Genomic DNA, 24,848 nt, shown 5'->3' on the forward strand with positions numbered 1-24,848 from the left:
ATGAAATTTTCACATGCATGGATTGAGAGAAACCCCTGGCTGCTGATCGCCCTGGTCACGGTGGTGATCAGCATCGGCGGCGCCGTCGAGATCGTTCCCCTGTTCTTCCAGAAGAGCACGACGGAGCCGGTCGCCGGCCTGAAGCCGTACTCGCCGCTGCGCCTGGCGGGCCGCGACATCTACGTGCGCGAAGGCTGCTACAACTGCCACTCGCAGATGGTGCGCCCGCTGCGCGCGGAAACGGAACGCTACGGCCACTATTCGGTCGCCGGCGAGTTCGTCTACGACCGTCCGTTCCAGTGGGGTTCCAAGCGCACGGGGCCCGATCTGGCCCGCGTGGGCGCCCGCTACAGCGATGAATGGCACCGCACGCACTTGAACAACCCGCGCGACGTGGTGCCCGAGTCGAACATGCCGGCCTACCCCTGGCTGGCGAAGACCAAGCTGGTGCCTGACGACATCATGCCGAAGATGCGCGCCCTGAAACGCCTGGGCCAGCCGTACAGCGATGAAGAGATCGCCGCCGGCCCCGCGCAGCTGCAGGACAAGACGGAAGAAGACGCCCTGGTCGCCTATCTGCAGGGCCTCGGTACATTAATCAAAACAAGGAATTAGCATGGCAATCGAAAACCTGTTTGACAGCGCCAGCAGCGTCATGACGGTGGTTTCCTTTACGACGTTCGTGGGCATCCTGTGGTGGACGTTCAGCCGCAGCAATGGCGACTTCGACGCGGCGGCGCGCCTGCCGTTCGCCGACGACGCGCTCGACTATCCGGCCGAGGCCGAGATGAACCTGGCGAAGGAGCATAACCATGGCTGACTTTACCAATGGCTTCTGGAATATCTACGTCATCGTGCTGTCCCTGCTGGGCATCATCGGCTGCGGCGTGCTGCTGTACTCGCAGTCGAAAGTGAAAGTGGCCGCCGGCGCCCCCGCCGACGGCACCACGGGCCACGTGTGGGACGAGGACTTGAAGGAACTCAATACGCCGATGCCGCGCTGGTGGATGTGGTTGTTCTACATCACCATCGTCTTCGCGCTGGCCTACCTGTTCCTGTATCCGGGCCTGGGCAACTACGCCGGCAGCCTGGGCTGGAAATCCACGGGCCAGTACGAGGAAGAGCTGAAAAAGGCGGAAGCCGACTACGGTCCCCTGTTCAACAAGTACCTGAGCCAGGACTTGAAGACGGTGGCCGCCGATCCGCAGGCGCAAGCCATCGGCCAGCGTTTGTTCCTGACCTACTGCGCGCAATGCCACGGTTCGGATGCGCGCGGCAACAAGGGCTTCCCCAACCTGACGGACAAGGACTGGCTGTATGGCGGCGATCCCGACATCATCAAGACCACCATCATGCACGGCCGTAATGGGCAAATGCCGCCGATGGGCGCCGCGCTCGGTTCCGAAAAGGATGTCGAGAACGTGGCCCATTACGTGCTGAGCCTGTCCGGTTCCACCTCGGATCCCGTCAAATCCGTGCTGGGCAAGGCCAAGTTCGGCGCCTGCATGGCCTGTCACGGCGCCGATGCGAAGGGCAACCAGATGCTCGGTTCGCCTAACCTGACGGACAAGATCTGGCTGTACGGCGGCAGCGCCGATACCATCATGGAAACCGTGCGCAAGGGTCGCTCCAACACCATGCCGGCCTTCAGCGATTTCCTCGGCGAATCCAAGGTACACGTGCTGTCGGCGTATGTCTGGAGCCTGTCGAATCCCCAGACGCCCGTGAAATGATGTAATGGAACCTCAAGTCATCAAGATGTATGCGGCCCGCGAGCAAATCTACCCTCGCGAGGCCAAAGGACGCTACGCTACCTGGCGATGGGTATGCGTATGGCTTACCCAGCTCGCGTTCTACGGCTTGCCGTGGTTGACCTGGAATGGCAGGCAAGCCCTGCTGTTCGATTTGACCACGCGCAAGTTCTACATTTTCGGCGTCGTGCTGTGGCCCCAGGATTTCATCTATCTGGCGGCCCTGCTGATCATCTGTGCGTATTTGTTGTTCCTCGTCACGGCCATTGCCGGGCGGGTGTGGTGCGGGTTCTCTTGCCCGCAAACGGTATACACGGAAATCTTCCTGTGGGTCGAACGCCGCATCGAGGGCACGCGCAGCGCGCGCATGGCCCTCGACAAGCAGGGTCCGTCCCTGCGCAAGGCGTTCAAGAAGACGGCCAAGCACCTGGTATGGGGCGCCATCGCCCTGTGGACGGGCTTTACCTTTGTCGGCTACTTCACGCCGATCAAGGAACTGGCGCACGCGGTGACCACGCTCAATTTCGGTCCCTGGGAGTGGTTCTGGGTCTTGTTCTACAGCCTGGCAACCTACGGCAACGCGGGCTGGCTGCGCGAGCAGGTGTGCAAATACATGTGCCCCTACGCGCGCTTCCAGAGCGCCATGTTCGACCAGGACACCCTGATCATCACCTACGATGCCAAGCGCGGCGAACCACGCGGCGCCATGAGCAAGAAGGCCGGCAACAACGACAAGCTCGGCGATTGCATCGACTGCACCCTGTGCGTGCAGGTGTGTCCGACCGGCATCGATATCCGCAACGGCCTGCAGTATGAATGCATCGGCTGCGCCGCCTGCGTCGATGCCTGCAACAGCGTGATGGACAAGGTCGACCGGCCGCGGGGACTGGTACGCTACAGTACCGACCATGCGATGGAAAACAACTTCAATTCGAAGCAGATACGCCAGCGCGCCATGCGCCCGCGCGTCTTGATCTACACTTCCATCCTGGCCCTGATCATCATCGCCGTGTGTACTTCGCTGGCCCTGCGCACGCCGCTGAAGATGGACGTGATCCGCGACCGCGGTTCGATGGGACGCGAAGTGGAAGACGGCATGATCGAAAACGTCTACCGCCTGCAGATCATGAACACCTCGGAGCAAAGCCAGCATTTCAAAATCAGCGCATCCGGCTTGCCGGGCCTGACCTTGCTGACGCGCGAAGAAGTGACCTTGCAGCCAACGGAAACGCTGGGCTGGCCGATCCGCCTGCGCGTGCCGCACGGCGTCGGCGAGAAAGGCTCGAACAAGATTGCGATCGAATTGCAATCGCTGGACGACCCGTCGCTGCATGTGCGTGAAAGCGCGGTATTCATCGTGCCACGTTAACAAGGAAAGGCGGACGGGGACCGGGTGCCCTCGCCGCCGCCACGAAGTTGCAGGAAGGCCGGTTCCCGCATGGGGACTGGCTGATTAAACAGGAGAAATAGCATGTCCGACAGTCTGAAACTGCAACCTCCCGTTGCCCCGTGGTACAAGCACCGCTGGCCATGGCTGCTGATGATCGGTCCCGGCCTGTCCGTGGTCGTCGGCAGTTTCATGGGCTATATTGCGTTTACGCAACCCGATGCGCTGGTGGTGGGCGATTATTACAAGCAGGGCAAGGCCATCAACCAGGATTTGAAGCGCGACACGGCCGCCAGCAACCTGGCGATGGATACCAGCCTGTCGTATGACGTCGCTGCAGCGCGCCTCAGCGGTTCCGTGCACAGCTTCGGCAAGGCGTACCAGGGTCCGCTGCAGCTGCACCTGGCGCATGCGACGTTGCCGGAAAAGGATATCAAGCTGCTGGTGCAGCCCGATGCGGCCGGCAATTTTTCCGTGACGCTGCCGATGCTCGAACGCAGCCGCTGGCAGGTGCTGGTGGAAAACGATAAGCGCGAGTGGCGCCTGTCCGGCATCTGGACCTGGCCGTTGCAGCGCAGCATCGCGCTGCATGCGGATGAAGAACTATAACGTACAGTGCCGGGAAAACCGTAGCGAGCGGCAGTGATTTGTGGCTGAGAAGCACAGCTGTGCTATAGCACAGCGAGCATCGCAGGCCGCAAAGCGCGACGCGCAGTAGGTTTTGACGGTGCTGTTATTTGCAGACGTCCGTACCGGCCGTAATGGCCTTCAGTTTCGCCGGCTGCAGGATCTCGATCTCGCGGTTGGAGACGCGCAGCCAGCCTTCCTTCTTGAATTTCGACAATAAGCGGCTGACGCTCTCGATGGTCAGGCCCAGGTAGTTGCCGATTTCCTCGCGCGACATGCGCAGCTGGAATTTGCTGCTCGAATAGCCGCGCGCCTCGTAGCGCGACGCCAGGTTGACGATGAAGGCGGCAAAACGCTGCGTCGCCTGCATATTGCCCAGCAACAGCATCACGCTTTGCTCGCGCGTGATTTCCTGGCTCATCATGCGGTGGAAATGGCGCAGCAGGGTCGGCATGTTGCCCAGCAATTGTTCCAGGCTGGAAAACGGGATTTCACACACTTCACTATCTTCCAGGGCCACCGCATTACAGTGGTGGCGGTCGGCGCTGATGGCGTCCATGCCCAGCAGTTCGCCGGCCATCTGGAAACCCGTCACCTGCTCTTCGCCGCCGGGATTGATCTGGTACGTCTTGAAGTGGCCCAGACGGATCGCGTACAGGTTCTGGAACGAGTCGCCGATGCGGAACAGCGAGGCGCCGCGCACGATCTTGCGGCGGCGGCCGATGATCTGGTCCAGTCTGTCCATGTCGCCCACATCGAGGCCCATCGGCAGGCACAATTGATGCATGCTGCAAGTCGAGCATCGCGCACGCAACGCCTCCACGTTCACGGTGGGCAAGGTTGGAGTGAGTAGCGCTTCAGTCATGTCGGTACCTTTTAGAAAATGCAACAACAAGTTTACTGCATACAGGGTTGCCGTGTGCCAATTTCACCGCAATTTCGCTGAATAAACGACGTTCCGACTTTAATTATATGGCAACATCGTCAAAAGGCCGTACGGGGCAGGCAATTTGCGCGGTGGCGCTTGCCAAGCTGGGGCATTGATAGGAAAATTCCTGACAGCATTATCTGCCGCCTGTGCCGCCCGGTACTGAAAAGGAAATCATGAAGCCTCTCGGCATCAAAGCAAAAGTCGCGCTGGCCACCAGCCTGACCTCGATCGCCATGATCGCGCTGGTCACGATGATCCAGGTGCAGCACATGCGCGACGATTTCACCCGAGTACTGCTGAGCCAGCAGTCGTCCCTGATCACCCGCACCGCCGCCGAACTCGACGACAAGCTGGCCATGCTGCTGCAGATCGTCACCCTGACGGCCAGGCAGCAGCCGCCGGAACTGATCGCCCAGCCCGCCCAGTTGCGCCAATACTATTCGCGCCGCTCGATGCTGGTGCTGTTCGACGACGTGCTGGTGCTCGACGCGCATGGCGCCGTCGTGGCCGACATGCCGGAAGTGGCGGGGCGCGCCGGCATCAATGTTGCCGAGCGCGAATACTTCCAGACCGTCCTGCGCACGCGCCAGCCCATGATCACGGAACCGATGCTGGGCAAATCGAGCGGCATGCCCATCGTGCAGATGGTGGCGCCCGTGCTGGCCGCCGATGGCCAGGTGGCCGGCGTGGTGATCGGCGTATTGCGCCTGTACAAGGACAACCTGCTGGGCCGTTTGCGTTCGGAAAAGATCGGCAAGAGCGGCTATTACTTCATCCTCACGCGCGGCGCCGTGCCGCGCTACGTGCTGCACCCGGACACCAGCCGCTTGCTGCAGCCGCGCCTGCCGAACGCCAACCTGACGACGACCCAGCTGCTGAAGGACGATGGCGAAGGCAGCATGGTCAGCACCAACAGCCGCGGCATTACGGCCGTCAACAGCTTCAAGCGCCTGAAATCGGTGAACTGGCTGCTGGCCGCCTCGCTGCCCATCGACGACGCCTTCGAACCGTTCGATGGCGTGCTGTACCGGCTGGTGCTGTGGAGCATCCTCGCCTCGCTGCTGGCCGCGGCAGCAGTGCTGGGCTGGGTTACCGTGCGCCTGCTGTCGCCCCTGGTGCGCCTGCGCGATACCCTGCAGGCGCTGCGCACCAGCGGCAGCCGCTTCACCCCCGTACCCGTGCAGCAGCGCGACGAGATCGGCCAGCTGACGGAAGCCTTCAACGGCCTGATGAGCGAACGCGACCGGCTGCAGCAGGAGCTCGAAGCGCGCGCGGCGGAGCTGGAACAGGAGCGCGACCGGGCCGAGGCGGCCAACCGCGCGAAGAGCGATTTCGTGGCCAACATGAGCCATGAAATCCGCACGCCCCTCAATGCCGTGCTGGGCATGGTGTATCTGCTGGGAAATACCAAGCTCGATACGGAACAGCGCAAGTATCTGACCATGGTGCGCGTGGCGGGCCAGTCGCTGCTGGGCATCCTCAACGACGTGCTCGATTATTCGAAGATCGAGGCGCGCCGCATGGAATTGTCGCCCGTCGAATTCGACCTCGACGAAGTCATGAACACGCTGGCCACGACGATGACGATGAATGCGGGCGAAAAGGAGCTGGAACTGGCATTGCCGTCGAGCCCGACGTGCCGCGGCGCCTCGTGGGCGACGCCCAGCGGCTGCAGCAGATCCTCGTCAACCTGGCCGGCAACGCCATCAAGTTCACGGAGCAAGGCGAAGTGGTGGTGGCCGTCAGTCTGGCCGAGAAGGACAACGGCCGCGCCTGGCTGCGCTTTGAAGTGCGCGACACGGGCATCGGCATGACGGAACTGCAGCAACAGCAGCTGTTCGCCGCGTTTTCGCAGGGCGACCAGAGCATCACGCGGCGCTTCGGCGGCACGGGCCTGGGCCTGGCCATCAGCAAGCAGCTGATCCACATGATGGGCGGCGACATCGCCGTCGCCAGCAGCGAAGGCAAGGGCAGCCGCTTCTGGTTCAGCGTGCCGTTCGACATGCTGGCGCAGCCGGCCGAAACGCGGCGCACGCCCACCCTGGGCCAGCTGCGCCTGCTGGTGGCCGACGACAACCGCACCACGCGCGAGCTGATCGTCAAGCTGATCGAGGCGGGGCTGGCTGGCCGACGAAGTGGATTCCGGCTTTGCCGCCATCGAGCTGTACCGCGAGCGCCTGGCGCAGCAGCAACCGTACGACGTGGTGCTGGCCGACTGGCACATGCCCGTGATGGACGGCCTGGCCACGGCCAAGGCCATCCGCCAGGCGGCGGCCGGCCAGCGCCAGCCCATCGTGGTGATGGTCAACGCCTTCGCCCGCAACCACCTGGAGGAAATCTCCAGCGCGGCCGAGGCCGACGTGGTGCTGATGAAGCCGATTACGGGCTCGAGCCTGTTCGATGCCCTGCACCAGGCGCTGATTGCCAAGCACGACGGCGGCGAGCAGCGCATCCTGCACCAGCCGCTGGGCACGGAACTGGCCGGCGTGCATTTCCTGCTGGTGGAAGACAATCATCTGAACCAGGCCGTGGCGCGCGGCATCCTCGAACACATGGGCGCCACCCTCGACGTGGTGGGCGACGGCTTGCAGGCGGTGGAACGGCTGCGCACGGAGGCGCTGCGCTACGACATCGTGCTGATGGACATGCAGATGCCCGTCATGGACGGCTTCAGCGCCACCCACATCATCCGCACGGAACTGCGCTTGAGCCTGCCCGTGATCGCCATGACGGCCGGCGTGCTGGCGTCCGAACGCGAACGCTGCATGACGGCCGGCATCAGCGACTTCATCGCCAAGCCCGTCGTGGTGGAAGAGATGATGGAAGTCATCCTGCGCCACCTGCCCAAGCGCCCGCCAGTGCAGGCGGCAGGGCCGGCGCCCGTCGCCGATGAGGAGGTCTTTTCCATGGCGCCGCTGATGCGCGTGATGGGGCGCGACGCGAAAGGGCGCGGCGTGCTGCGGCGCATGGTGGAAGATGCGTTGAACAAGGGCATGACGCCCGTGCGCGACGCCGAAACGGCCTTGCAGGCGGGCCGCCACAGCGACGTGGCGCGCATCCTGCACAGCGTGCGCGGCTCCGTCGGCACCCTGGGCACGAAGCGCCTGATCCGCGCCGCCTTCGCCACCGAGGAAGCCATCGACGCGGGCCGCCTGGACGAGGTGCCGGCACTGCTGGCGCAGACGGCGCAGGAACTGGAACAGGCGCTGGCGGCGGCGGCGGATTGGTTGTCGCGCCTAAAAGATTAATTTATGCGGGTACGCCCAAAATCACGCTGGACGCCTTGAAAATCGCCGTCACATTGCTGCCGATCTCGATGCCCAGGTCGGTGCTGCTCTGGTTCGTGATGATGGCGGCAATCGTGCCGCCACGCGGCAAGTCCAGCACCACTTCCGTGTTGACGGCGCCCGTCTGCACGCGCGTCACCACACCGGTCAATTGATTGCGCGCCGAAAAGCGCGCGCCTGCGCTATCGGCCACGAGGATGATGGACGAGGCCTTGATCAGCGCAAACGCTTCCGCGCCCGGCACCAGGCCCAGGCTGGCGCTGCTGCCCTGCGTGACGATGGCCACGATGTGCTGTCCGCCCGGCAATTCCAAGGTGACTTCGTCGTTGACGGCGCCCTGTTTCAGTTCGGCAACTTTACCGAGGAATTGATTGCGTGCCGTGGTTTTCATGGCCATTCTCCGTATGAGTAAAAGATCGTCGGCGATGCCTTCCGCCTGGCTGCCCAGCTGGCGCAGGTAGCGGGCATGCTCGCGCTCGATGATGCGGAAATTGTCGACCAGCTGGCGTCCCCGTGGCGTCAGCCGCGTGCCGCCGCCGCCCTTGCCGCCCGTCAAACGCTCGACCAGCGGCTCGCCGGCCAGGTTGTTCATGGCATCGATGGCATCCCAGGCCGCCTTGTAGCTCATCTTGACGAGTTTGGCCGCCTGCGTGATGGAGCCGCACTCGGCGATGGCGCCCAGCAATTCCACCCTGCCGGCGCCGCCCAGGTTTTCTCCGCCCACCGTCATCCATACCGAGCCTTGCAGGCCGATTTCTGTTGCCGCTGCTTTATCCAATGCGTTCACCTAATGCCTTATTTTCTTCCATGCTGTCAATTTGTCCGTCACGCAAGTAAAGCACATGTTCGCCCAGGATGCGCGCATCTTCGGGATCATGTGTGATCAGGATCATGGGCACGTCCAGGCGCTGCTGCCACTGGCTCAGTTCCAGCCGCATTTTGACACGCAGGGCCGGATCGAGGGCGGCAAACGGCTCGTCGAGCAGCAACGCGGCCGGCTCAGCCACGAGTGCCCTCGCCAGCGCCACCCTTTGGCGCTGGCCACCGGACAACTCGTCGGGGAACTGGTGCGCCAGTTCCTGCAAGTGGAATGCATCGAGCCAATGCTCGACCTTCTGCAATTTTTCGCGCGCGCGCGGGTTGAACCAGCCGCGGCTCAGGCCGAAGCCCACGTTCTGGCGCACCGTCAGGTGCGGGAACAGGGCGTAATCCTGGAACAGGTAGGCGACATTGCGCTGCTGCGGCGGCAAGTTGATGCCGGCGGCCGAATCGAACAGCGTGCGCCCGTTCAGGCGGATATGGCCCGCGTCCGGTGTAAACAGTCCGGCAATGGCTTTCAGGGTCATGCTCTTGCCGGCGCCGGAGGGGCCATACACGGCGATGCGCTGGCTGCTGGACGTGCATTGCACGTGCATGTCGAAGCGGCGTTTGCCGGAGCGCAAGGTGGCGCGGAGGTCGAGGTCGAGTTGCATGGGCGTCATCATCAGCGTCATTTGTGCGCGATGCGCCCGGGCGCCAGACGGCCAGCCGACAGCAGCACCACGATGCAGACCAGGGAGATAATCACGACCAGCGTATTGGCCACGTCGTCCTGCCCCGCCTGCACGGCCTCATACACGGCCACCGACAGGGTCTGCGTCTTGCCGGGAATGCTGCCGGCCACCATCAGGGTGGCGCCGAATTCACCGAGCGCGCGCACGAATCCCAGCAGCACGCCGGCGAGGATGCCGCGCCAGGCCAGCGGCAAGGTGACGCGGAAGAAAATCGCCATTTCCGGGAGGCCCAGCACGCGGGCCGCCTGCTCCAGCTGGCCGTCGACCGCTTCGAAGGCGGCGCGCGCGGGCTTGAAGACGAGCGGAAAGGCGACGACTGTGGAAGCGATCACGGCGCCCTGCCACGTAAAGATCAGGTTGATGCCGAAGTTGTCCTGCAGCCAGATGCCCAAGGTGCCGCGCCGGCCCAGCAGCACCAGCAGGTAATAGCCGAGCACGGTGGGCGGCATCACCATCGGCAGGGTCAAGAGGGCATCGAGCAGTTCGCGCCCGGGAAAACGCGTGCGCGCCAGCAGATAGCCCGTTCCGATGCCGAGCAGCAAATTGAGCGCCGTGGCCCACGCCGCTACCTTGAGCGACAGGGCCAGCGCGGTCCAGGCGATATCCATGTGCAGTCGTTTTACTTTATGGCTTTTTAAACCCGTACTTGGCGAGGATGGCTTGCGCCGGCGCCGTCTGCAGGTAGCTGACGAAGCGCTTCGCTTCGGCCGTATTGCCGCTGCCCTTGATGGTGGCGATCGGGTACAGCACGGGCGAGGCCAAAGGCACCTCCAGCACCACGTTGACCTTGTCTTTCATGATGGCCGCGTCGGTGGCGTAGACAAAGCCCGCATCGACTTCGCCGCGCGCCACGTAATCGAGCGACTGGCGCACGTTCTGCGTGCCGATGGCCTTGGGCTGCACGGCATCCCACAGCTTCGCCTTCTTCAGCGCGCCTTCGGAATAGCGGCCGACGGGCACGCTGGCCGGATTGGCGATGGCCACGCGGGTCACGCCCTTGTGCGTCAGGTCGGCCAGAGCCTTGATGCCCAGCTTGCTATCGTGCGGCACGATCAGCACCAGGCTGTTGCCGACGAAATCCATGCGGTCGGCCGGCAATACCAGCCCCTGCTTTTGCGCCGCATCCATGGTTTCCTGGTCGGCAGAGGCAAACACATCCACGGGCGCACCCTTGACGATCTGCTGCAGCAGCACGCCCGAGGCGGCAAAGTTCAGGGACACCTTGCTGCCCGGATACTGCGCCTCGTAGCCTTGCGCCGCATCCTTGAACGCGTTCGTCAGACTGGCCGCGGCCGACACCACCACTTCGCCGGCAAAGGCGGAAGTGGTGGCGGCGGCGAGAAGAGCGGCGCCAAGCAGGCGGGCGAGGGAGGTGAGGCGCATGATCGTATCCTTGTAAAGTGAACGGTGACAAGGATCGTAATATACACGCATATATAGCGTTCTGCCATGGCGCAGGTCAAGCCAGCACAAACCAGATATCCTGATATACTGTATATAAATACAGTTATATCATTGAGCCTTGGAATTGACGAAGCAACTAGCCGGGAGAAGAATGCAACACGTGAATCCGCGAGCAATCGTCCCCTTGGGCAACATGACGTTAAAGCAGATGCTGCATGATGACACGGCCTCGAAGAGGGTACTGGCCGGCAAGAATTTGCAAAAATATCATTTAGGCTCATCAACTTAATTTATGTTGGATCTAAATAGCAGACCGCGGCTCTTAATCAAAAAGTAAACTGTAGATAAATTATTACAATCTGCACATTACAAGTCAGCATACCGACGATTGGTAAAGACACTACAAGTTTCGATTCAGTGGCAGAAAACGATCGACTTTTGACGACCAACAAAGTAAAATACAGTTAGTTTTTTTGAATCAGTACGAAGTATGGAGAATTACATGAGCCGTCCAATAGGAATCGACTTGTTTGCAGGGGCAGGCGGTTTATCGTTAGGTTTTGAACAAGCTGGATTTGATATTGCTGCGGCTATCGAAATCGATCCGATTCACTGCGCGACGCACGAATATAATTTCCCAAAAACAAAAACGATTTGCGCGAGCGTAGTCGATCTATCAGGTAATGATATTCGCATTCAAAGTGGAATAGGTAATCGCGAAATTGATGTAGTGTTTGGTGGTGCACCATGCCAAGGCTTTTCAATGATTGGAAAACGCGCACTGGACGACAATCGTAATCAGTTGGTCTTTCACTATGTTCGTCTTGTGCATGAACTAAAACCAAAATATTGCGTTTTTGAAAATGTAAAAGGATTGACGCTTGGCAAACATTCACAATTCCTTACTGAGCTAATCGATGCATTAGGTGATGCAGGATATAATGTTCTGATGCCATATAAAGTCCTAAATGCATCTGCATTTGGTGTCCCACAGTCAAGAGAACGACTCTTCCTTATGGCCGCTCGAAAAGATCAAGTGCTCCCTGAATATCCAGTAGCAGCTAAGGATTGTGTAACGGTGGGAGACGCTATAGCTGATTTGCCAGACGTAAATCAACACCGCGCTTTAGAAAACTCAGACTCAGTAAAGCTGCAATGGAAAACCGATTCTAAATACGCACGCTGCTTACGAGGAATGATCAAAGATTCATCCGATTACAGCTACAGGCGTGCTTTCGACGTAAATGAGCTGACATGCAGTTCGATCACCGAACATACAGAAACGTCAAAGGCTCGATTTCTTGCAACAACACCAGGCCAGACCGAAAAAATCAGTCGTTTCTTACGACTTTCTCTCGAAGGAGTCTGCAACACGCTACGCGCCGGTACAGATAGCGCTAGAGGAGCGCATACATCTCCTCGTCCGATCCATCCAGTTTACCCACGAGTTCTGACTGTCCGCGAGGCTGCGCGTCTTCACTCATATCCCGATTGGTTCCGAATGCATGTCACTAAGTGGCATGGATTTAGACAAATTGGCAATAGTGTTCCGCCATTGCTTGGACGTGCTGTTGCATCGGCTGTTATACAAGCGCTGGGCATCCAACCGACGATTCCAAACGGCACAATAAAGCTTGGCGATCCAGCACTTTTAGCTATGAACATGGGACAAGCAGCGTCTTACTTTTCTGTCCTGCGAACAGTTATTGCCCAGCGAAATAGAAAACCATCGGAAACATCAAAGACTGCAGACCTATTTGAAAAATAGCACCTTTACCGGAGCATACTTCAGTTTATTATTCAATGTCCTTAGCCAATCGCAGGAAACTCCCTGCGATTGAAAAAAATTCTTTGTTTACTATATACCTTGAACCGATGGTTGCAAAACAAACATAGCTTCCCGATGAAAAATTGGTACATCGAACGTTGCGATATCAGCGCGGTGAACCGATTTAAATTCAACGACATACATTCCCTTGCCTTTAATTGCAGCAATTGCTGTGGGAACAATTAAGTCATTCGAAGTAGATTCAAAAGCAGCTTTAACCTGTCGGGCTATCTGCTCAGTCAAAATGCGTTGATTCCCTTGTTTAGCCTCCACTGTGATAAGTACACTACCTGATGGGTTTACAATACTAGGAATACATTTCGCAAGATATAATGCATCGATTTGGACCTTTCGCAATTTAATGTCCATCTGCAGATGATTTAATTCCAATGCCTCAATTTGTCTGTTTTCACCAATAGCAAAATGACTTTCAATAATACGAAGATTCACTGCTACCTGTAAAAGCCACGATTCGTCAGTTCGGCCAAGTGCCTTAGATGCAAGTGGCAGGCTTAAGCTTTGAATCTGATAGCGGGGCGTATCGTCCGTTGGGCGGAAATCAACATCGAAGCTCTCTGAAACACCTGCGACCACAGGCACGAATGCAAATACATTTCCATCACCGGTTCGCTGCTCACCAATAAACCCTAGCTGTCGAACACTGTCAGGCCAAATCTTGGCAGCTCCTGTTCCTCGTACTATGTCTTTCATGAAGTTGTATGGATTACTATCCAACTTGATGGTGGCACCTAAAAAATCATTGCAGTAACGTTTTGCATCCTCCAAATCTTTTGCAGTAACGACACTTCTACTTAACTTACCCGTGCTTGGATCGTACAATAAATTAAAGATACGCTCGATAACGATAGTTTTCTGACTTTTTGACATTGATGACCTATTTTTATTTAAAATCCTAAATGATTAATTATCTTCAACAATATTGATTTTTTACTTTAGCGAATCATGATAATTTTGACAATGCGCAAGGTTTAATTCAAGTTTAGATCAGTGGTTTTGAATTTAGCAAGGCCAATTGAATAATTATTTTTCACACCGTCAACAGGGATATGAAACTGTATATTGGTGATTGAAAAAGTTCTCTTTATTTAAGGCGTAGATATCGAAACTTTCGATATCTGATCACGCCGCGCATAGCGCTGCGCGATCACGGCGCAGATCATCAGCTGAATCTGGTGGAACAGCATCAGCGGCAAAATCACCATGCCCAGCGAGTGCGTGGCAAACAAGACCTTGGCCATCGGCACGCCGCTGGCCAGGCTTTTCTTCGAACCGCAGAAAACGATGGCGATTTCATCTTCCTTGTTAAAACCCAGGCGGCGGCTGATGAACGTCATCAGGCCCAGGACCAGCGCCAGCAGCACGATGCTGAACAGGCTCAGGGCGACCAGGGTTTCCACCGAGATCGTGTGCCACAGGCCTTCGCTGACGGCTTCGCTGAAGGCCGTGTAGACCACCAGCAAAATGGAACCCTGGTCGACGAATTTCAGCATGGCCTTGTGGCGGTCGACCCAGCGGCCTATCCAGCGGCGCAGGAACTGGCCGGCCAGGAAGGGCAGCAGCAGCTGCATGACAATCGACAATACCGCGTCGACCGACGACTTGCTTTCCGCTCCCTTGGCCACCAGCAAGCCTACCAGGATGGGGGCAAGAAAAATGCCGATGAAATTCGAAGCCGAGGCGCTGCAGATGGCGGCTGGCACGTTACCGCGCGCCATGGCCGTCAAGGCGATCGACGATTGCACGGTCGACGGCAGCGCGCACAGGAACAGGATGCCCACGTACAGCTCGGGCGTGAGGAAAGTCAGCGCCAGCGGGCGCAGGGCCAGCCCCAGCAGGGGGAACAAAATAAAGGTGCTGGCCAGCACCAGCAAGTGCAGGCGCCAGTGCATGACGCCGGCCACCACGGCTTCGCGCGACAGCTTGGCGCCGTGCAGGAAGAACAGGGCGCCGATGGCCACCGTGGTGATATTGCCGAAGACCACGGCCGTCTGGCCCGTGCAGGGCAGGAAACTGGCCAGCGCCACGGTGACGAGCAGGGCGATGGTGAAGTTGTCGGGTTTGAGATTGCGCAACAGGGCGGCGGGAAAGAATGAAGACATGCGGTAGCCTGGTAGCGGCCCAGCCTTGCAACACTGCGCCATGGATGACAAAAAGCGCCGGAAACGGCGCCAGTGCTGGCTATTCTAACCCCATTGCCGAGCTATCTGCCTGGAAGCAGGCGTGGCTTGTGGACACAATGGCACAAAAAAATGCCCTGTCCGCAGACAGGGCAACCCGGAGTAAAGTACAGCGCGAGGGCTTAGCCGGCGGCTTTGACTTTCAGCTCGTTCTTGATTTCTTTCACGCCGCTCACGGAAGCGACGATCTGCACGACGCGGTCACCCGCTTCGGCGCTCGGCACGTCGCCCGACAGGACGACCACACCTTGCTGGGTTGCCACCTTGACTGGCAGGGCAGCGGCTTGCGCATCGGCGCTCAGGGCGGCCTTGGCCGAGGAAGTGATGGTTTCATCAGGGACGGCAGCGGCGGCGTTGGCGGCCACGACGGTGTCAGCAGGAGCTTGTGCTTTTGGGGCGGAGTCAGCTGCATGCGAAGCGGTGATCGAGGCGCCCGACAGTACGATAGCGGCGACCAGGGTATTGAACAGTTTCGATGTTTGCATGGTAGTTCCTCTCAATGAAGTTAAAAGCTTCTTACTTGGCTATAGCAATAAACAGCAACACTTTGAAGCGTCACATCTACCCATACAGCAAGCACCGTGCCAGCTTTTAATTTTCCTTCAAAATCAACAACTTACATGCAAACTCGATTTTTCCAGCGCGTTTCCGCCGGATCCGGCGCGAAAAACCGGGCTTTTTGTCGCCTGCCAGCGACAGCCTGTGGCAACAATATCAATGTTTCAGGCTAAGCCGCTGATTTTTAACACTTTATTTTTGTCGCTAATCAGCGACAGGGTCGCCGTCGGCCCGGAACAGGGCCGGTGTCAGCTCGTATTTCTGCAGTAAACGGTAGAACTCCTCCTGCGGTTGCGGTCGGCCAGGCGGGCCGCGTCGGCCACGTTGCCATCCGTCAGGCGCAGCAGCTGGATCAGGTAGTCGCGCTCGAAGCGCTGCTTGGCTTCGTTATAGCTGAGCGCTTCGAGCGACGGCACGCGCAAGGCGCGCTGCACCAGGCTCAAGGGCACCAGCGGCGCCGTGGCCAGCGCGCACACTTGCTCGACGACATTGACCAGCTGGCGCACGTTGCCGGGCCAGGGCGCGCTGACTAAGGCCGTGAGGGCGTCGGGCGCGAAGCCGTTCAGGGGCTTGTCGTACTTGGCGGCCAGTTTCTGCAAGAAATGGTTCGCCAGCAGGGCGATGTCTTCGCGGCGCTCGGCCAGCGGCGGCAGGGTCAAGGTGACCACGTTCAGGCGGTAATACAGGTCTTCGCGGAATTGCCCTTCCGCCATGGCCACGTCCAGGTCGCGGTGCGTGGCGGACAGCAAGCGCACGTCGACGGGCCGCGTCTGGTCGGCGCCGACGGGACGCACGGCCCGCTCCTGCAGCACGCGCAGCAGTTTCACCTGCAGCGGCAAGGGCATGTCGCCGATCTCATCTAAAAACAGGGTGCCGCCATCGGCCGCCTGAAACAAGCCTTCGCGGTTGCCGACGGCGCCCGTAAACGCGCCTTTGACGTGACCGAACAGTTCCGATTCCAGCAACTGCTCGGGAATGGCGCCGCAATTGACGGCGATGAACGGCGCCTTGGCGCGGCGGCTGGCGTTGTGCAGCGCGCGCGCCAGCAATTCCTTGCCCGTGCCGCTGGGGCCGCGGATCAAAATGCTGGCGTCGGAACCGGCCACCAGCTTGGCTTCGGCCAGCAGCTCGGCCATCTGCGCGCTGCGGCTGATCAGTTCGGCACGCCAGCTTTCATCGCCGGACGCCGGTGCCGGCATCACGGTGGACAAGTTGATGGCGTACGCCACTTTTTCCATCAGCAACTTGCCGTCGAACGGCTTCGTCAGGTAGGCAAACGCACCGCGTGCCGTCGTCGCGTCGACGGCGTCGGGAATGGTGCCGTGCGCCGTCAGCAGAATGACGGGCAGGGCCGCGTGCTGGCGGCGGATTTCATCGAACAGGGCCAGGCCGTCGCGGCCCGGTAGTTGCACGTCGGTAATAACCAGGGCCGGCAATTCCACGGCCAGGCGCGCCAGCGCCGCTTCCGCGCTGCCCACGGCCGTCACGCGATAGTTGCCCGCCTTCAAGCGGATGGTCAGCAAACGCAGCAGGTCGGGATCGTCGTCGACCAATAAGATGTGGGCGTGCTCGCTCATTTCGGCGCTCCCGCGGCGGGGCGCACGGACAGGCTGCGCTCGATGTTTTTCAGCGCTTCCAGCTTTTCATTGAGCAAGTCGATGCGGCGCTGGGCGTCGCGCAGCTGCGCATTGAGCTTGTCGATGCTCTCTTCCTGGCGGCGCAGTTCCGCGTACTGGCTGCCCAGCAATTGCGCCAGCGGCGCCAGCAATTGCGCGTCCTTGCCCGTGGCCGTGGCCAGCGGTTCCAGCAGCGCTTGCGCGCGGGCCAGGTCGCCGGGGCCGCGCACGGTCGATTGCAGCATGGCGCGGCGTATCGTGTTGTGCGGCGCATGATCGGCTTTCGTTAGGTCCAGCTGCGCTTTCGCCAGTTCCGACGGCGTCATCAGGCGCAAGGCGCTTTGATACGCCAGCAGTTCGGTCAGCTGGGGATCGGCGACCACCACCACGCGGGGCGGCGTCTGCACCAGCACGGGCGTCTGTTTGGGAGGCTTGGCGGCGCAAGCGCCCAGCAGCAGCGCGCAGGCGGCCATGCCGGCCAGGGAAGTTCTCGTCATCATAAAGGCAGTTCTATCCGAAAATGCGCGCCAGCCTGGCGCGGTAAAAGAGTGACGCTGCCATCATGGGCGGCGATATATTCGCGCACGATGGACAGGCCGATGCCATTGCCGTTGCGCGCGCCGGCCGCCTGGCGCACGCCCTGGTAAAACGGCTCGAAGATGCGTTCGGCATCCTCTGGCGCCGCCACGCCGGCCCCCTCGTCGATGCAATCGATGCGCACGCGGCCGCCTTCACCAGACAGGGTAAACCGCACGGTGCCGCCTTCCGGGCTGAAGCGCACGGCATTCGACAGCAGGTTCGCCAGCACAGTTGCCAGCTTGTCGCGGTCGGCCTGCACGATCAGGGACTCTCCCTGCACCTCGACCGTCAAACGGCGCGCCAGCCATTGCAGGCGCTGCCCGGCCACCACATCTTGCAGCAAGACCAGCAAGTCGACCTTGCTGTGCGCCAGATGCTGGGCGTCAAAGGCGGCGGTATTGTAGCGCAGCAAGTCTTCGATCTGGGTTTGCAGCGAGGCCGTGTTTTGCTGCAGGATGCCGGCGATTTCGCGCTGGCTGTCGCTGAGCTTGCCGGCCACCTCGTCTTCCAGCAGGGCCACGCCTTCGCGCAGGGCCGCCAGCGGCGTCTTCAGCTCATGCGAGATGTGGCGCAGAAAACGTTCCTTGTCGGCATCGAGATCGCCAGGCGCTGGCGCAGCCAGTCCAGCTGGTGGCCCAGGCGGCGCGTGTCGGCCGGGCCGCCGACGACGATGGGCTGGTCGTAGCGCTTGTCGCCCAGACGCTCGATGGCCGTCTCGATGCGGCGCAGCGGGCGCGAGAGTAAAAAGCCGAAGCAGGTGGCCAGCACGGCCGCCAGCAGCACGGCGCCGCCCACCAGCAGGCCCAGCAGGCGGCGCTGGCGTTCCAGCTCGGCCAGCAGGGCATCGTTGCGGCTGCCGATTTCCGTCTTGCTTTCGCGCGCCAGGCTGTCATTGATCTGCGTCATGCGGGCAAACGCGCGGTACACGACGGCGTGGCCATCGCGCTTGCGGCGCTTACCCGCTTGCAACACTTCCCAGGCCGCTTGCGCCTGCGCCGTCCACTCGTCGGCCAGCTGGGGGGCGAACTCGGGCGTGGCGCGGTTCAGCACTTGCAGCGCCGCCGCCGCTTCGTCGCGCGCCGCCGCGTAGCGCTCGCGAAGACGGGGTCGTCCAGCACGAGGAATTGGCGCGCGCTGCGCTCCATGGCCAGGGTGCGTTCGGACAGGCGCTGCGACTGTTCCGTCAGGGCAATCGCCTGCGCCGCCGTCTCGCGCCCCAGGCGCGCCAGGTGCTCCAGGGTCAGCAAGGCTTGCACGGAAGTGGCCGTCAAAATGCCCGTCGTCAAAATGAAGGCGGCAAATAACAGTTGGCGAAAAGAAAGTCTGGACAAGGTGCGGCCTTCGCTACAGTCTGGTAAAAAAACGCATGGTACGCGAAGCGCCGATTCGCAGACGCCAGCCACCCTGAAATGGCAAATTTGGCAACACTGTGGCTTTTCCGGCCGCCGGCAAGTCCACGTCGGCGGCGCACGAATACTCCTAGTACAATAGGGAAAAACTTCACACAGGCATCAAAGTGGCCGCCGGCCCTGGCAATACGCCGCTTTGCCCCCAGATGTGATGCACGTCCACCGACTATCCGAACCATCTACCGCAGAGATCCCATACCGCATGAGCACATTTGAAAAAGTCAGCAGCAACTTCATTCCAGTCTTGCAGGCAACCATCGAGCAATATGTCGAGCCAGCAACGGGCATGCGCCATATCCACATGCATACCGAGCAGGCTGAAATGGTGTTCCTGGTGGCCTTTCCCACTGTGCCGGAAGTGAGCGACGGGCGCGCCCACATCCTCGAACACCTGGCCTTGTGCGGCTCGGCCCGCTACCCGGTGCGCGACCCGTTCTTCTCGATGCTGCGCCGCTCGACGGCCACCTTCATGAATGCGATGACCTACCCGGACCGCACCGTGTACCCGTTCGCCAGCACCGACCGCAAGGATTTCTTCAATCTGCTCGACGTGTACCTGGACGCGGCCTTCTTCCCGAACCTCGATTACCTGAATTTCCGCCAGGAAGGCTGGCGCCACGCGTTCGAAGGCGACAAGCTGGTGTACCAGGGCATCGTCTTCAATGAAATGAAGGGCGCCTTCAACAGCCCATGCGCGCTCTCGACAGCGGCATCGCCAGCGCCTTGCTCAAGGGCACGACGTATGAAGTGGAATCGGGCGGCGATCCGCTGAATATCCCCGAGCTGACACACGATATGCTGAAAGAATTCCACGCCAGCCACTATCACCCTTCGCAAGCCGTGATCATGACCTCCGGCAATATCGAAGCGTCGGCCGTGCAAGAGCAAGTCGCCGAGCGCGTGCTGTCCAAGCTCAGCGGTTTTAGTCCGCGCCGCCTGCCGCAACTGGCGCCCGCGTGGACGGCGCCGCAGGAAAATGTGGTGAAAATTCCGTCGCAGGAAGCGCGCGACGATGAATTCGGCCTGCAATTTGCCTGGCTGATGGGCGAGTCGAGCGACCCCATCGCCTACTACCACGCGCATCTGCTGTCGCACGGCTTGCTGGGCGAATCGTCGGCGCCCGTCATGCGCGCCATGGAATCGGCCGGCTATGGCCGCCCATCGGACATGAATGGCCGCGACGCGGGCATCCGCCAGATGGTGTTCCACATCGGCATGGAAGGGTTAACCAAAGAACAGATCGCCGACGCGCACCAGCGCATCTGGACGGCGCTGGAAGAAACGGCGGAAGAAGGCATTCCCGCCGCCGTGCTGCACGCGGCCTTGCGCGACATCAAATACAGCCAGCGCGAAATCAGCAGCGGCCGCATGCCTTACGGCTTGGGCCGTTTGCTGCACGCCTTGCCGCTGGCCATGTACGACGGCAACGTGATGGACGCCTTCGACAATGCGGCGATTTTGGAAACGCTGGAGCAACAGATCGAAGACCCGGCCTTCTTCAAGCAGTTGGTGCGCGAACTGATCGCCAATCCCACCCGTTTGACGACGCACGTGGTGCCCGACAGCGCCTATTTCACGGACCGCGCCGCGCAGGAAGATGCCAATCTGGCCGCCCTGCAGGCAAAGCTGACGGACGCCGAGCGCGAGCACATCGTGGCCGAGTCGGCCGCGCTGGAAGCGCATCAGCAACTGCCATCGAATTCGGAAGTGCTGCCGCGCATCCGCCCGGGCGACGTCAGCGCCGCGCCGCGCCCGGCGCTGCCGATTCCGCCCGCCGTCGACGGCGCCGTGGCGTTCAGCATTGCCTCGAACGGCATCAGCTATGCCAACGTGCTGTACGACGTATCGGGCTTGCCGGAAGCGTCGTGGCCCTGGCTGCGTTTATATACGGACCTGGCGCCGGAACTGGGCGTGGGCGACATGTCGTTCGATGACGCCAGCGCCTGGCGCCAGAGCATGGTGCCGTCGTTCCACATCGGCCTGGAAGCCATTCCCCGCCCGCAACAGGCGATGCGCGTGGAATTGTCGTTCTCGGCCAGCGGCTTGCGCGAAGAACATGCAGCGATTGCCGCCGTGCTGTCGGCCTGGATCGCCAAGCCCCGCTTCGATGAAGAAGAGCGCCTGGCTTTCCTGATCGAAAGCCTGGTGCAAGACAAACTCTCCAGCCTGGCCGAATCGGGCAACCGCTACGCCATGCTGGCCTCGGCGGCACCGCTGTCGCCGACGCGCCGCTTCGACGACATCGTCGGCGGCCCGGCAGCCTTGCCGTTCTACCGCCGTTTGCAGCAGCTGAGCAAGACGTCCGAGGGCTTGCAGGAAATCGCGCGCGAACTCGACACCCTGCACGCGCACATCATCGCCCAGCCGCCGACCGTGCTGTGCGCTGGCCTGGAGCAAGATGGCATCACCCTGGCCCGTTTGCTGGAATTGCCGGCCGCCGGCACGCAGGCGGATGCGCCAGCCGTTGCCGCCGCACCGGCCGCATTGCCGCTGGCCAACACGGCCCTGCATGCGACGAGCCAGATCAACCATTGCTTCGTTTCCTGGGCCGTGCCAGGCGTGCACAATCCGGACGCTGCCGCCCTGGCCGTGGCCGCCGAACTGATGACCAACCAGGTGCTGCATACGGCCCTGCGCGAAAAAGGCGGCGCGTATGGCGGCAGCGCCAGCTATGCGGCCGGCGCCGGACGTTCACGCTCAGTTCCTACCGCGATCCGCGCCTGGCCGGCACGTTCGCCGACTTCGGCACGACGCTGGACCAGATCCTAGCCGGCGATTTCTCGCAGGAACAAGTGGAAGAAGCCATCATCTGCGTCATCAAGGGCCTCGACAAGCCGCATTCGCCGTACGCGGAAGCGCTGACGGCGTGGAACATGCAGCAGCGGGGCACGACGGAAGCCGTGCGCCAGCAGTTCCGCACCGGCGTGCTGAATTGCACCTTGAGCCAGATCAAGGACGTGACGCGCACCTGGCTGAAAAACGGCCAGCAAAGCCGCGCCGCGTTTGCGGGCAACACGACGCAAGACCTGGCCGGGCTGGACGTGGTCGATCTGCTGGCGCTGGCCAGCTAAGCACGCTGTACCGGATTCAATACCGCAACTATTGCGGTATTGAATTCGCTTCCATGTACATCAATTCCCATTGATGCCCATCGGGGTCCTGGAAACTGTGGCCATACATGAAGCCGAAATCGATCGGCTCCTTGTAGATGCTGCCGCCCGCCTGGACGGCTTTCGCCACCAGCTCATCGACTTCGCCCCGGCTCTCGGCCGACAAACACACGAGCACTTCCGTCGCCACCGTGGTATCGCACAGCTGCTTGGGCGTGAATTGCTTGAATTTGTCGTGCGTCAATAACATCACGAAAATATCGTCGGCGACGATCATGCACGTCGCCGTTTCATCCGTGAAATGGGCATTGAAACTGAAGCCCAGCGCCGTGAAAAACGCCACGGAACGTTCGAGCGACTGGACGGGCAGATTGACAAAGATTTTGCGGGCCATCATGTCTCCTTGTGGGTCGTATGAGTACATCGTGCCCGCCGATTCTACACCGGCTTTTTACCCGCCCGCGCGCCCCACGGTCTTCGGCGCGTAGCCGAAATGGCGGCTGAAGGCGGCGCTGAAATTGGCCGGATGCCGATAACCGGTCTGCCAGCCCGCCTGCGCCACCTGGCAACCATTTTCCAACAGTAACTTTGCCCGCTGCATGCGCAGCGCCAGCAGGGTGCGCTGGGGGCTGTCGTTGTAGCGGTAGCGCCACCCCTGCTTGAGTTTGAACAAACTCAAGCCCACTTGCGCGCACAGGTAATCGAGCGTGAGTGCCTGCGCCATCTGCTCCTGCATCAGCGCGTGGACGCGCTCGAGCTTGATGATGTCGGCCTCGGACCAGCGCGGCACAAGAACGGGCGGCGGCCGCAGTCCCCGCAACTGTTCCGCCAGGATACTCAGCACGCCGATATGCACGGCCAGCGGGTCCGTCGCGCGCAGCAGGGCGCGCGCGTGCTGGGCGACAGCTGCCGTGGTGGCCGCATGCGCCAGCTGGCGCGCGCCGCCGTGGGGCAGCAGGGATGCCAAGCCCTCGGGCCAGTAGCGCGCCAGCGCATCCTCGTCGACCAGCACGCGCAATTGCGCCGCCCGTTGCTGCGCCTCGAAACGGCGCTCGCCGCTGACGTGGTGAAACACCGTCATGGTCGTGTGGCCGCCCTGGAAACGCAATTGCCCGCCATCGCGCGTGGCGTAGGCGGACGCGCCTTCCAGGCCGATGGTAATGACCATGCCGCCCGCGTCGTCATGCTGCGATTGCTCGGCGAGCGCCAGGCGCGGGCGGTAATCGGAATGCACGAGCAGCACGCCCTGGTCGACTTGCCGCTGGTCGGCGCGGCACTCTTTCAACCCCGGGTCCAGCTGGCGCCGCACCCAGCCTGCCGCTGCCCTGTCCTGTTCCATCATCGCTCCTCCCCGTTTTCCCGCGCGCCGTCCCGCATACGAAAAACGCCGCCGCGCATACAAATGCAAATGATAATTATTCTCATTGTTGCATAAAATGACGTTGATGCCCACCTCGCCGAAAGGAAGATCATGTCATTCGATACGCAACACGCTTTGCAGCCGTACTGGGACCTGGCCGTCGCGCCCGTCCAGGCCGATGGACTCGCCGCCGCCCTGGAACTGGGTATTTTCGAGGTGCTGGCCACGCCGCACACGGCGGCGCAACTGGCCGAGGCCCTGTCGCTGCATGCGCCGCACACGGCCCTGCTGCTGGAATTGCTCTGGAGCATGCAAGTGCTGCAGCGCGACGGGGCCGACGCGGGTGCAGATGCAAGCGATCAGCGCTACCGCTGCGCGGCCGCTACCGTGCAGTATTTCTGCCGCGACTCCGTGGCCTTTTGCGGCGACGCCTGGCTGTACCGGCTGCACGCGCTGCGCCATTTCGCCACGCAATTGCACACGCTGGTGCGCGACGGCGGAAAAGCGGCGCCGTACAGCACGGCGAGCGGGGTCAACTGGGCCGCCGCCGCGCAGCAGCAGATCGGCCAGGAGCAACGCGCCGTCACCATGCGCGCCGCCCTGTCCGTGATGCAGCGCATCGCGCCGTTTGCGGACGGCAACACGCCGCTGCGCCTGCTCGACGCGGGCGGCGGCCCGGGCTGGGTGGCCATTGCGCTGGCGCAAGCCCATGCGGGCGTGCAGGGCTGCGTTTTCGACTGGCCGGAAACGGTGGCCGTGGCGGCCGCGAACATCGCCCATGCGCAACTATCTGAGCGCCTGGAGACCCTGGGCGGCGACCTGGACTGCGACGACATCGGCAGCGGTTACGACCTCATCTGGTGCTCGTCCGTGCTGCATTTCGTGCCTGACATGGCGGCGGCCTTGCGCAAGATGCAGGCGGCATTAAAACCCGGTGGCGTGCTCGTCTGCGTGCAGGCGGAAATCGCCCCGGCAGCCGGCGACGCGGCGCGCGTGCTGCCGTATTACTTGCCGATGCGCATGCTGGGCCGCGCCGTCACGCGCCAGGGAGAACTGGCGCAGCTGCTGCGCGACACGGGCTGGCGGCAAGTGGAACAATACAGTGCCAGCGATTTTCCCATGGCGCCCGTGCAAGTGCTGATTGCTCGCGCCTAACAATTATCATTTAATAATTATCTTTTTTATAGCAAAAAGGGACGCAAATGCGCTAAGCTGTGCCGGCATTGATCGATGTCATCCGCAGCACTGTG

27 protein-coding genes and 2 pseudogenes are annotated in these 24,848 nt (G+C 61.1%); 14 read left to right on the forward strand and 15 right to left on the reverse strand.

Going from position 1 to position 24,848, the window contains the following annotated elements:
* From ccoO to ACQVLG_RS07505, 5 genes are all read left to right on the forward strand, one after another.
* The gene (gene ccoO / locus ACQVLG_RS07485) at positions 1 to 615 is read left to right on the forward strand and encodes a cytochrome-c oxidase, cbb3-type subunit II (RefSeq protein WP_086144255.1); all 615 of its coding nucleotides are present in this window, start codon (positions 1 to 3) and stop codon (positions 613 to 615) included.
* Position 616: 1 nt separating this feature from the next.
* Positions 617 to 820 carry a cbb3-type cytochrome oxidase subunit 3 gene (locus ACQVLG_RS07490; protein WP_230540048.1) on the forward strand — a complete coding sequence of 68 codons (204 nt, stop codon included), beginning with the start codon at positions 617 to 619 and terminating at the stop codon, positions 818 to 820.
* Positions 813 to 1,733, forward strand: a complete 921-nt coding sequence (gene ccoP, locus ACQVLG_RS07495) for a cytochrome-c oxidase, cbb3-type subunit III (protein ID WP_474293726.1) — start codon at positions 813 to 815, stop codon at positions 1,731 to 1,733. Before ACQVLG_RS07490 ends, ccoP begins: the two co-directional genes overlap by 8 nt.
* A gap of 4 nt (positions 1,734 to 1,737) precedes the next feature.
* Positions 1,738 to 3,120 (forward strand): cytochrome c oxidase accessory protein CcoG, encoded by a 1,383-nt coding sequence (ccoG, locus tag ACQVLG_RS07500; protein ID WP_474293728.1) that lies wholly within the window; start codon positions 1,738 to 1,740, stop codon positions 3,118 to 3,120.
* A gap of 102 nt (positions 3,121 to 3,222) precedes the next feature.
* Positions 3,223 to 3,747, forward strand: coding sequence for a FixH family protein (locus ACQVLG_RS07505; RefSeq protein ID WP_230540051.1), 525 nt, complete (start codon positions 3,223 to 3,225; stop codon positions 3,745 to 3,747).
* Positions 3,748 to 3,871: 124 nt separating this feature from the next.
* Here the strand turns inward: ACQVLG_RS07505 and fnr are convergent, their stop codons facing one another.
* The gene (gene fnr / locus ACQVLG_RS07510; RefSeq protein ID WP_046681780.1) at positions 3,872 to 4,630 is read right to left on the reverse strand and encodes a fumarate/nitrate reduction transcriptional regulator Fnr; all 759 of its coding nucleotides are present in this window, start codon (positions 4,628 to 4,630) and stop codon (positions 3,872 to 3,874) included.
* A gap of 239 nt (positions 4,631 to 4,869) precedes the next feature.
* Between fnr and ACQVLG_RS07515 the strand changes: the two genes are divergently transcribed.
* The 3 genes and pseudogenes from ACQVLG_RS07515 (at position 4,870) to ACQVLG_RS07525 (ending at position 7,944) form a co-directional block, all read left to right on the forward strand.
* Positions 4,870 to 6,510, forward strand: a complete 1,641-nt coding sequence (locus ACQVLG_RS07515) for a cache domain-containing protein (RefSeq protein ID WP_474293731.1) — start codon at positions 4,870 to 4,872, stop codon at positions 6,508 to 6,510.
* Positions 6,402 to 6,638: pseudogene (locus ACQVLG_RS07520) on the forward strand (ATP-binding protein); the annotation flags it as partial. The gene ACQVLG_RS07515 and the pseudogene ACQVLG_RS07520, both read left to right, overlap by 109 nt.
* Positions 6,639 to 6,831: 193 nt before the next feature.
* Positions 6,832 to 7,944: a response regulator gene (locus tag ACQVLG_RS07525; protein ID WP_474293733.1), complete on the forward strand. Its 1,113-nt coding sequence runs from the start codon at positions 6,832 to 6,834 to the stop codon at positions 7,942 to 7,944.
* Between the two features lies 1 nt (position 7,945).
* Here the strand turns inward: ACQVLG_RS07525 and ACQVLG_RS07530 are convergent, their stop codons facing one another.
* Genes ACQVLG_RS07530 through modA form a run of 4 tightly spaced genes read right to left on the reverse strand, consistent with a single transcriptional unit; the run spans position 7,946 to position 10,919 of the window.
* A complete protein-coding gene (locus tag ACQVLG_RS07530) occupies positions 7,946 to 8,770 on the reverse strand; it encodes a TOBE domain-containing protein (RefSeq protein WP_474293734.1) in 825 nt (274 codons plus the stop codon).
* The gene (locus ACQVLG_RS07535; protein WP_474295573.1) at positions 8,754 to 9,455 is read right to left on the reverse strand and encodes a sulfate/molybdate ABC transporter ATP-binding protein; all 702 of its coding nucleotides are present in this window, start codon (positions 9,453 to 9,455) and stop codon (positions 8,754 to 8,756) included. Before ACQVLG_RS07535 ends, ACQVLG_RS07530 begins: the two co-directional genes overlap by 17 nt.
* Before the next feature lie 17 nt (positions 9,456 to 9,472).
* Complete coding sequence (modB, locus tag ACQVLG_RS07540; protein ID WP_219134163.1) at positions 9,473 to 10,144, reverse strand: molybdate ABC transporter permease subunit; 672 nt, start codon at positions 10,142 to 10,144, stop codon at positions 9,473 to 9,475.
* A gap of 16 nt (positions 10,145 to 10,160) precedes the next feature.
* Positions 10,161 to 10,919, reverse strand: coding sequence for a molybdate ABC transporter substrate-binding protein (gene modA, locus ACQVLG_RS07545; protein ID WP_474293736.1), 759 nt, complete (start codon positions 10,917 to 10,919; stop codon positions 10,161 to 10,163).
* Between the two features lie 523 nt (positions 10,920 to 11,442).
* Between modA and ACQVLG_RS07550 the strand changes: the two genes are divergently transcribed.
* The gene (locus ACQVLG_RS07550) at positions 11,443 to 12,708 is read left to right on the forward strand and encodes a DNA cytosine methyltransferase (protein WP_096238218.1); all 1,266 of its coding nucleotides are present in this window, start codon (positions 11,443 to 11,445) and stop codon (positions 12,706 to 12,708) included.
* Between the two features lie 90 nt (positions 12,709 to 12,798).
* Here ACQVLG_RS07550 and ACQVLG_RS07555 read toward each other — a convergent pair whose 3' ends face one another.
* From ACQVLG_RS07555 to ACQVLG_RS07565, 3 genes are all read right to left on the reverse strand, one after another.
* Complete coding sequence (locus ACQVLG_RS07555; protein ID WP_282409327.1) at positions 12,799 to 13,656, reverse strand: hypothetical protein; 858 nt, start codon at positions 13,654 to 13,656, stop codon at positions 12,799 to 12,801.
* Between the two features lie 218 nt (positions 13,657 to 13,874).
* Positions 13,875 to 14,888, reverse strand: a complete 1,014-nt coding sequence (locus tag ACQVLG_RS07560; RefSeq protein WP_474293739.1) for a bile acid:sodium symporter family protein — start codon at positions 14,886 to 14,888, stop codon at positions 13,875 to 13,877.
* Positions 14,889 to 15,088: 200 nt separating this feature from the next.
* Positions 15,089 to 15,451 carry a BON domain-containing protein gene (locus ACQVLG_RS07565; protein ID WP_034752546.1) on the reverse strand — a complete coding sequence of 121 codons (363 nt, stop codon included), beginning with the start codon at positions 15,449 to 15,451 and terminating at the stop codon, positions 15,089 to 15,091.
* On the opposite strand from ACQVLG_RS07565, the gene ACQVLG_RS07570 reads away from it, so the two are divergent.
* Positions 15,450 to 15,794 (forward strand): hypothetical protein, encoded by a 345-nt coding sequence (locus ACQVLG_RS07570; RefSeq protein ID WP_474295922.1) that lies wholly within the window; start codon positions 15,450 to 15,452, stop codon positions 15,792 to 15,794. The genes ACQVLG_RS07565 and ACQVLG_RS07570 overlap by 2 nt on opposite strands.
* Here the strand turns inward: ACQVLG_RS07570 and ACQVLG_RS07575 are convergent.
* The 5 genes and pseudogenes from ACQVLG_RS07575 to ACQVLG_RS07595 form a co-directional block, all read right to left on the reverse strand.
* Positions 15,729 to 17,101, reverse strand: a pseudogene (locus ACQVLG_RS07575) (sigma 54-interacting transcriptional regulator). The gene ACQVLG_RS07570 and the pseudogene ACQVLG_RS07575 sit on opposite strands and share 66 nt — an antisense overlap.
* The gene (locus ACQVLG_RS07580; protein ID WP_474293742.1) at positions 17,098 to 17,637 is read right to left on the reverse strand and encodes a hypothetical protein; all 540 of its coding nucleotides are present in this window, start codon (positions 17,635 to 17,637) and stop codon (positions 17,098 to 17,100) included. The pseudogene ACQVLG_RS07575 and the gene ACQVLG_RS07580 overlap by 4 nt, the downstream one beginning before the upstream one ends.
* A complete protein-coding gene (locus tag ACQVLG_RS07585; RefSeq protein ID WP_474295575.1) occupies positions 17,637 to 18,341 on the reverse strand; it encodes a sensor histidine kinase in 705 nt (234 codons plus the stop codon). Before ACQVLG_RS07585 ends, ACQVLG_RS07580 begins: the two co-directional genes overlap by 1 nt.
* Complete coding sequence (locus tag ACQVLG_RS07590) at positions 18,269 to 18,769, reverse strand: HAMP domain-containing protein (protein ID WP_474293744.1); 501 nt, start codon at positions 18,767 to 18,769, stop codon at positions 18,269 to 18,271. The genes ACQVLG_RS07585 and ACQVLG_RS07590 overlap by 73 nt, the downstream gene beginning before the upstream one ends.
* Positions 18,763 to 19,050, reverse strand: coding sequence for a hypothetical protein (locus tag ACQVLG_RS07595; RefSeq protein WP_474293746.1), 288 nt, complete (start codon positions 19,048 to 19,050; stop codon positions 18,763 to 18,765). Before ACQVLG_RS07595 ends, ACQVLG_RS07590 begins: the two co-directional genes overlap by 7 nt.
* A 280-nt stretch (positions 19,051 to 19,330) precedes the next feature.
* Between ACQVLG_RS07595 and ACQVLG_RS07600 the strand changes: the two genes are divergently transcribed.
* The 3 genes from ACQVLG_RS07600 to ACQVLG_RS07610 are packed head-to-tail and all read left to right on the forward strand — an operon-like array spanning position 19,331 to position 22,199.
* Positions 19,331 to 19,900 (forward strand): insulinase family protein, encoded by a 570-nt coding sequence (locus ACQVLG_RS07600; protein ID WP_474293748.1) that lies wholly within the window; start codon positions 19,331 to 19,333, stop codon positions 19,898 to 19,900.
* Positions 19,819 to 21,897, forward strand: coding sequence for an insulinase family protein (locus ACQVLG_RS07605; RefSeq protein ID WP_474293750.1), 2,079 nt, complete (start codon positions 19,819 to 19,821; stop codon positions 21,895 to 21,897). Before ACQVLG_RS07600 ends, ACQVLG_RS07605 begins: the two co-directional genes overlap by 82 nt.
* Positions 21,898 to 21,920: 23 nt before the next feature.
* Positions 21,921 to 22,199 (forward strand): hypothetical protein, encoded by a 279-nt coding sequence (locus ACQVLG_RS07610; protein ID WP_474293752.1) that lies wholly within the window; start codon positions 21,921 to 21,923, stop codon positions 22,197 to 22,199.
* A 28-nt stretch (positions 22,200 to 22,227) separates the two neighbouring features.
* Here ACQVLG_RS07610 and ACQVLG_RS07615 read toward each other — a convergent pair whose 3' ends face one another.
* Positions 22,228 to 22,632: a VOC family protein gene (locus tag ACQVLG_RS07615; protein WP_230540061.1), complete on the reverse strand. Its 405-nt coding sequence runs from the start codon at positions 22,630 to 22,632 to the stop codon at positions 22,228 to 22,230.
* A 57-nt stretch (positions 22,633 to 22,689) separates the two neighbouring features.
* Entirely contained in the window at positions 22,690 to 23,577 is an 888-nt protein-coding gene (locus ACQVLG_RS07620; protein WP_474293754.1) for a helix-turn-helix domain-containing protein, read from the reverse strand.
* A 132-nt stretch (positions 23,578 to 23,709) separates the two neighbouring features.
* Here ACQVLG_RS07620 and ACQVLG_RS07625 point away from each other — a divergent pair, with 132 nt between their 5' ends.
* Positions 23,710 to 24,753, forward strand: a complete 1,044-nt coding sequence (locus tag ACQVLG_RS07625) for a methyltransferase domain-containing protein (protein WP_230540063.1) — start codon at positions 23,710 to 23,712, stop codon at positions 24,751 to 24,753.
* Positions 24,754 to 24,848: the final 95 nt, after the last annotated feature.

This window comes from Janthinobacterium sp. TPC_1, assembly GCF_056037845.1.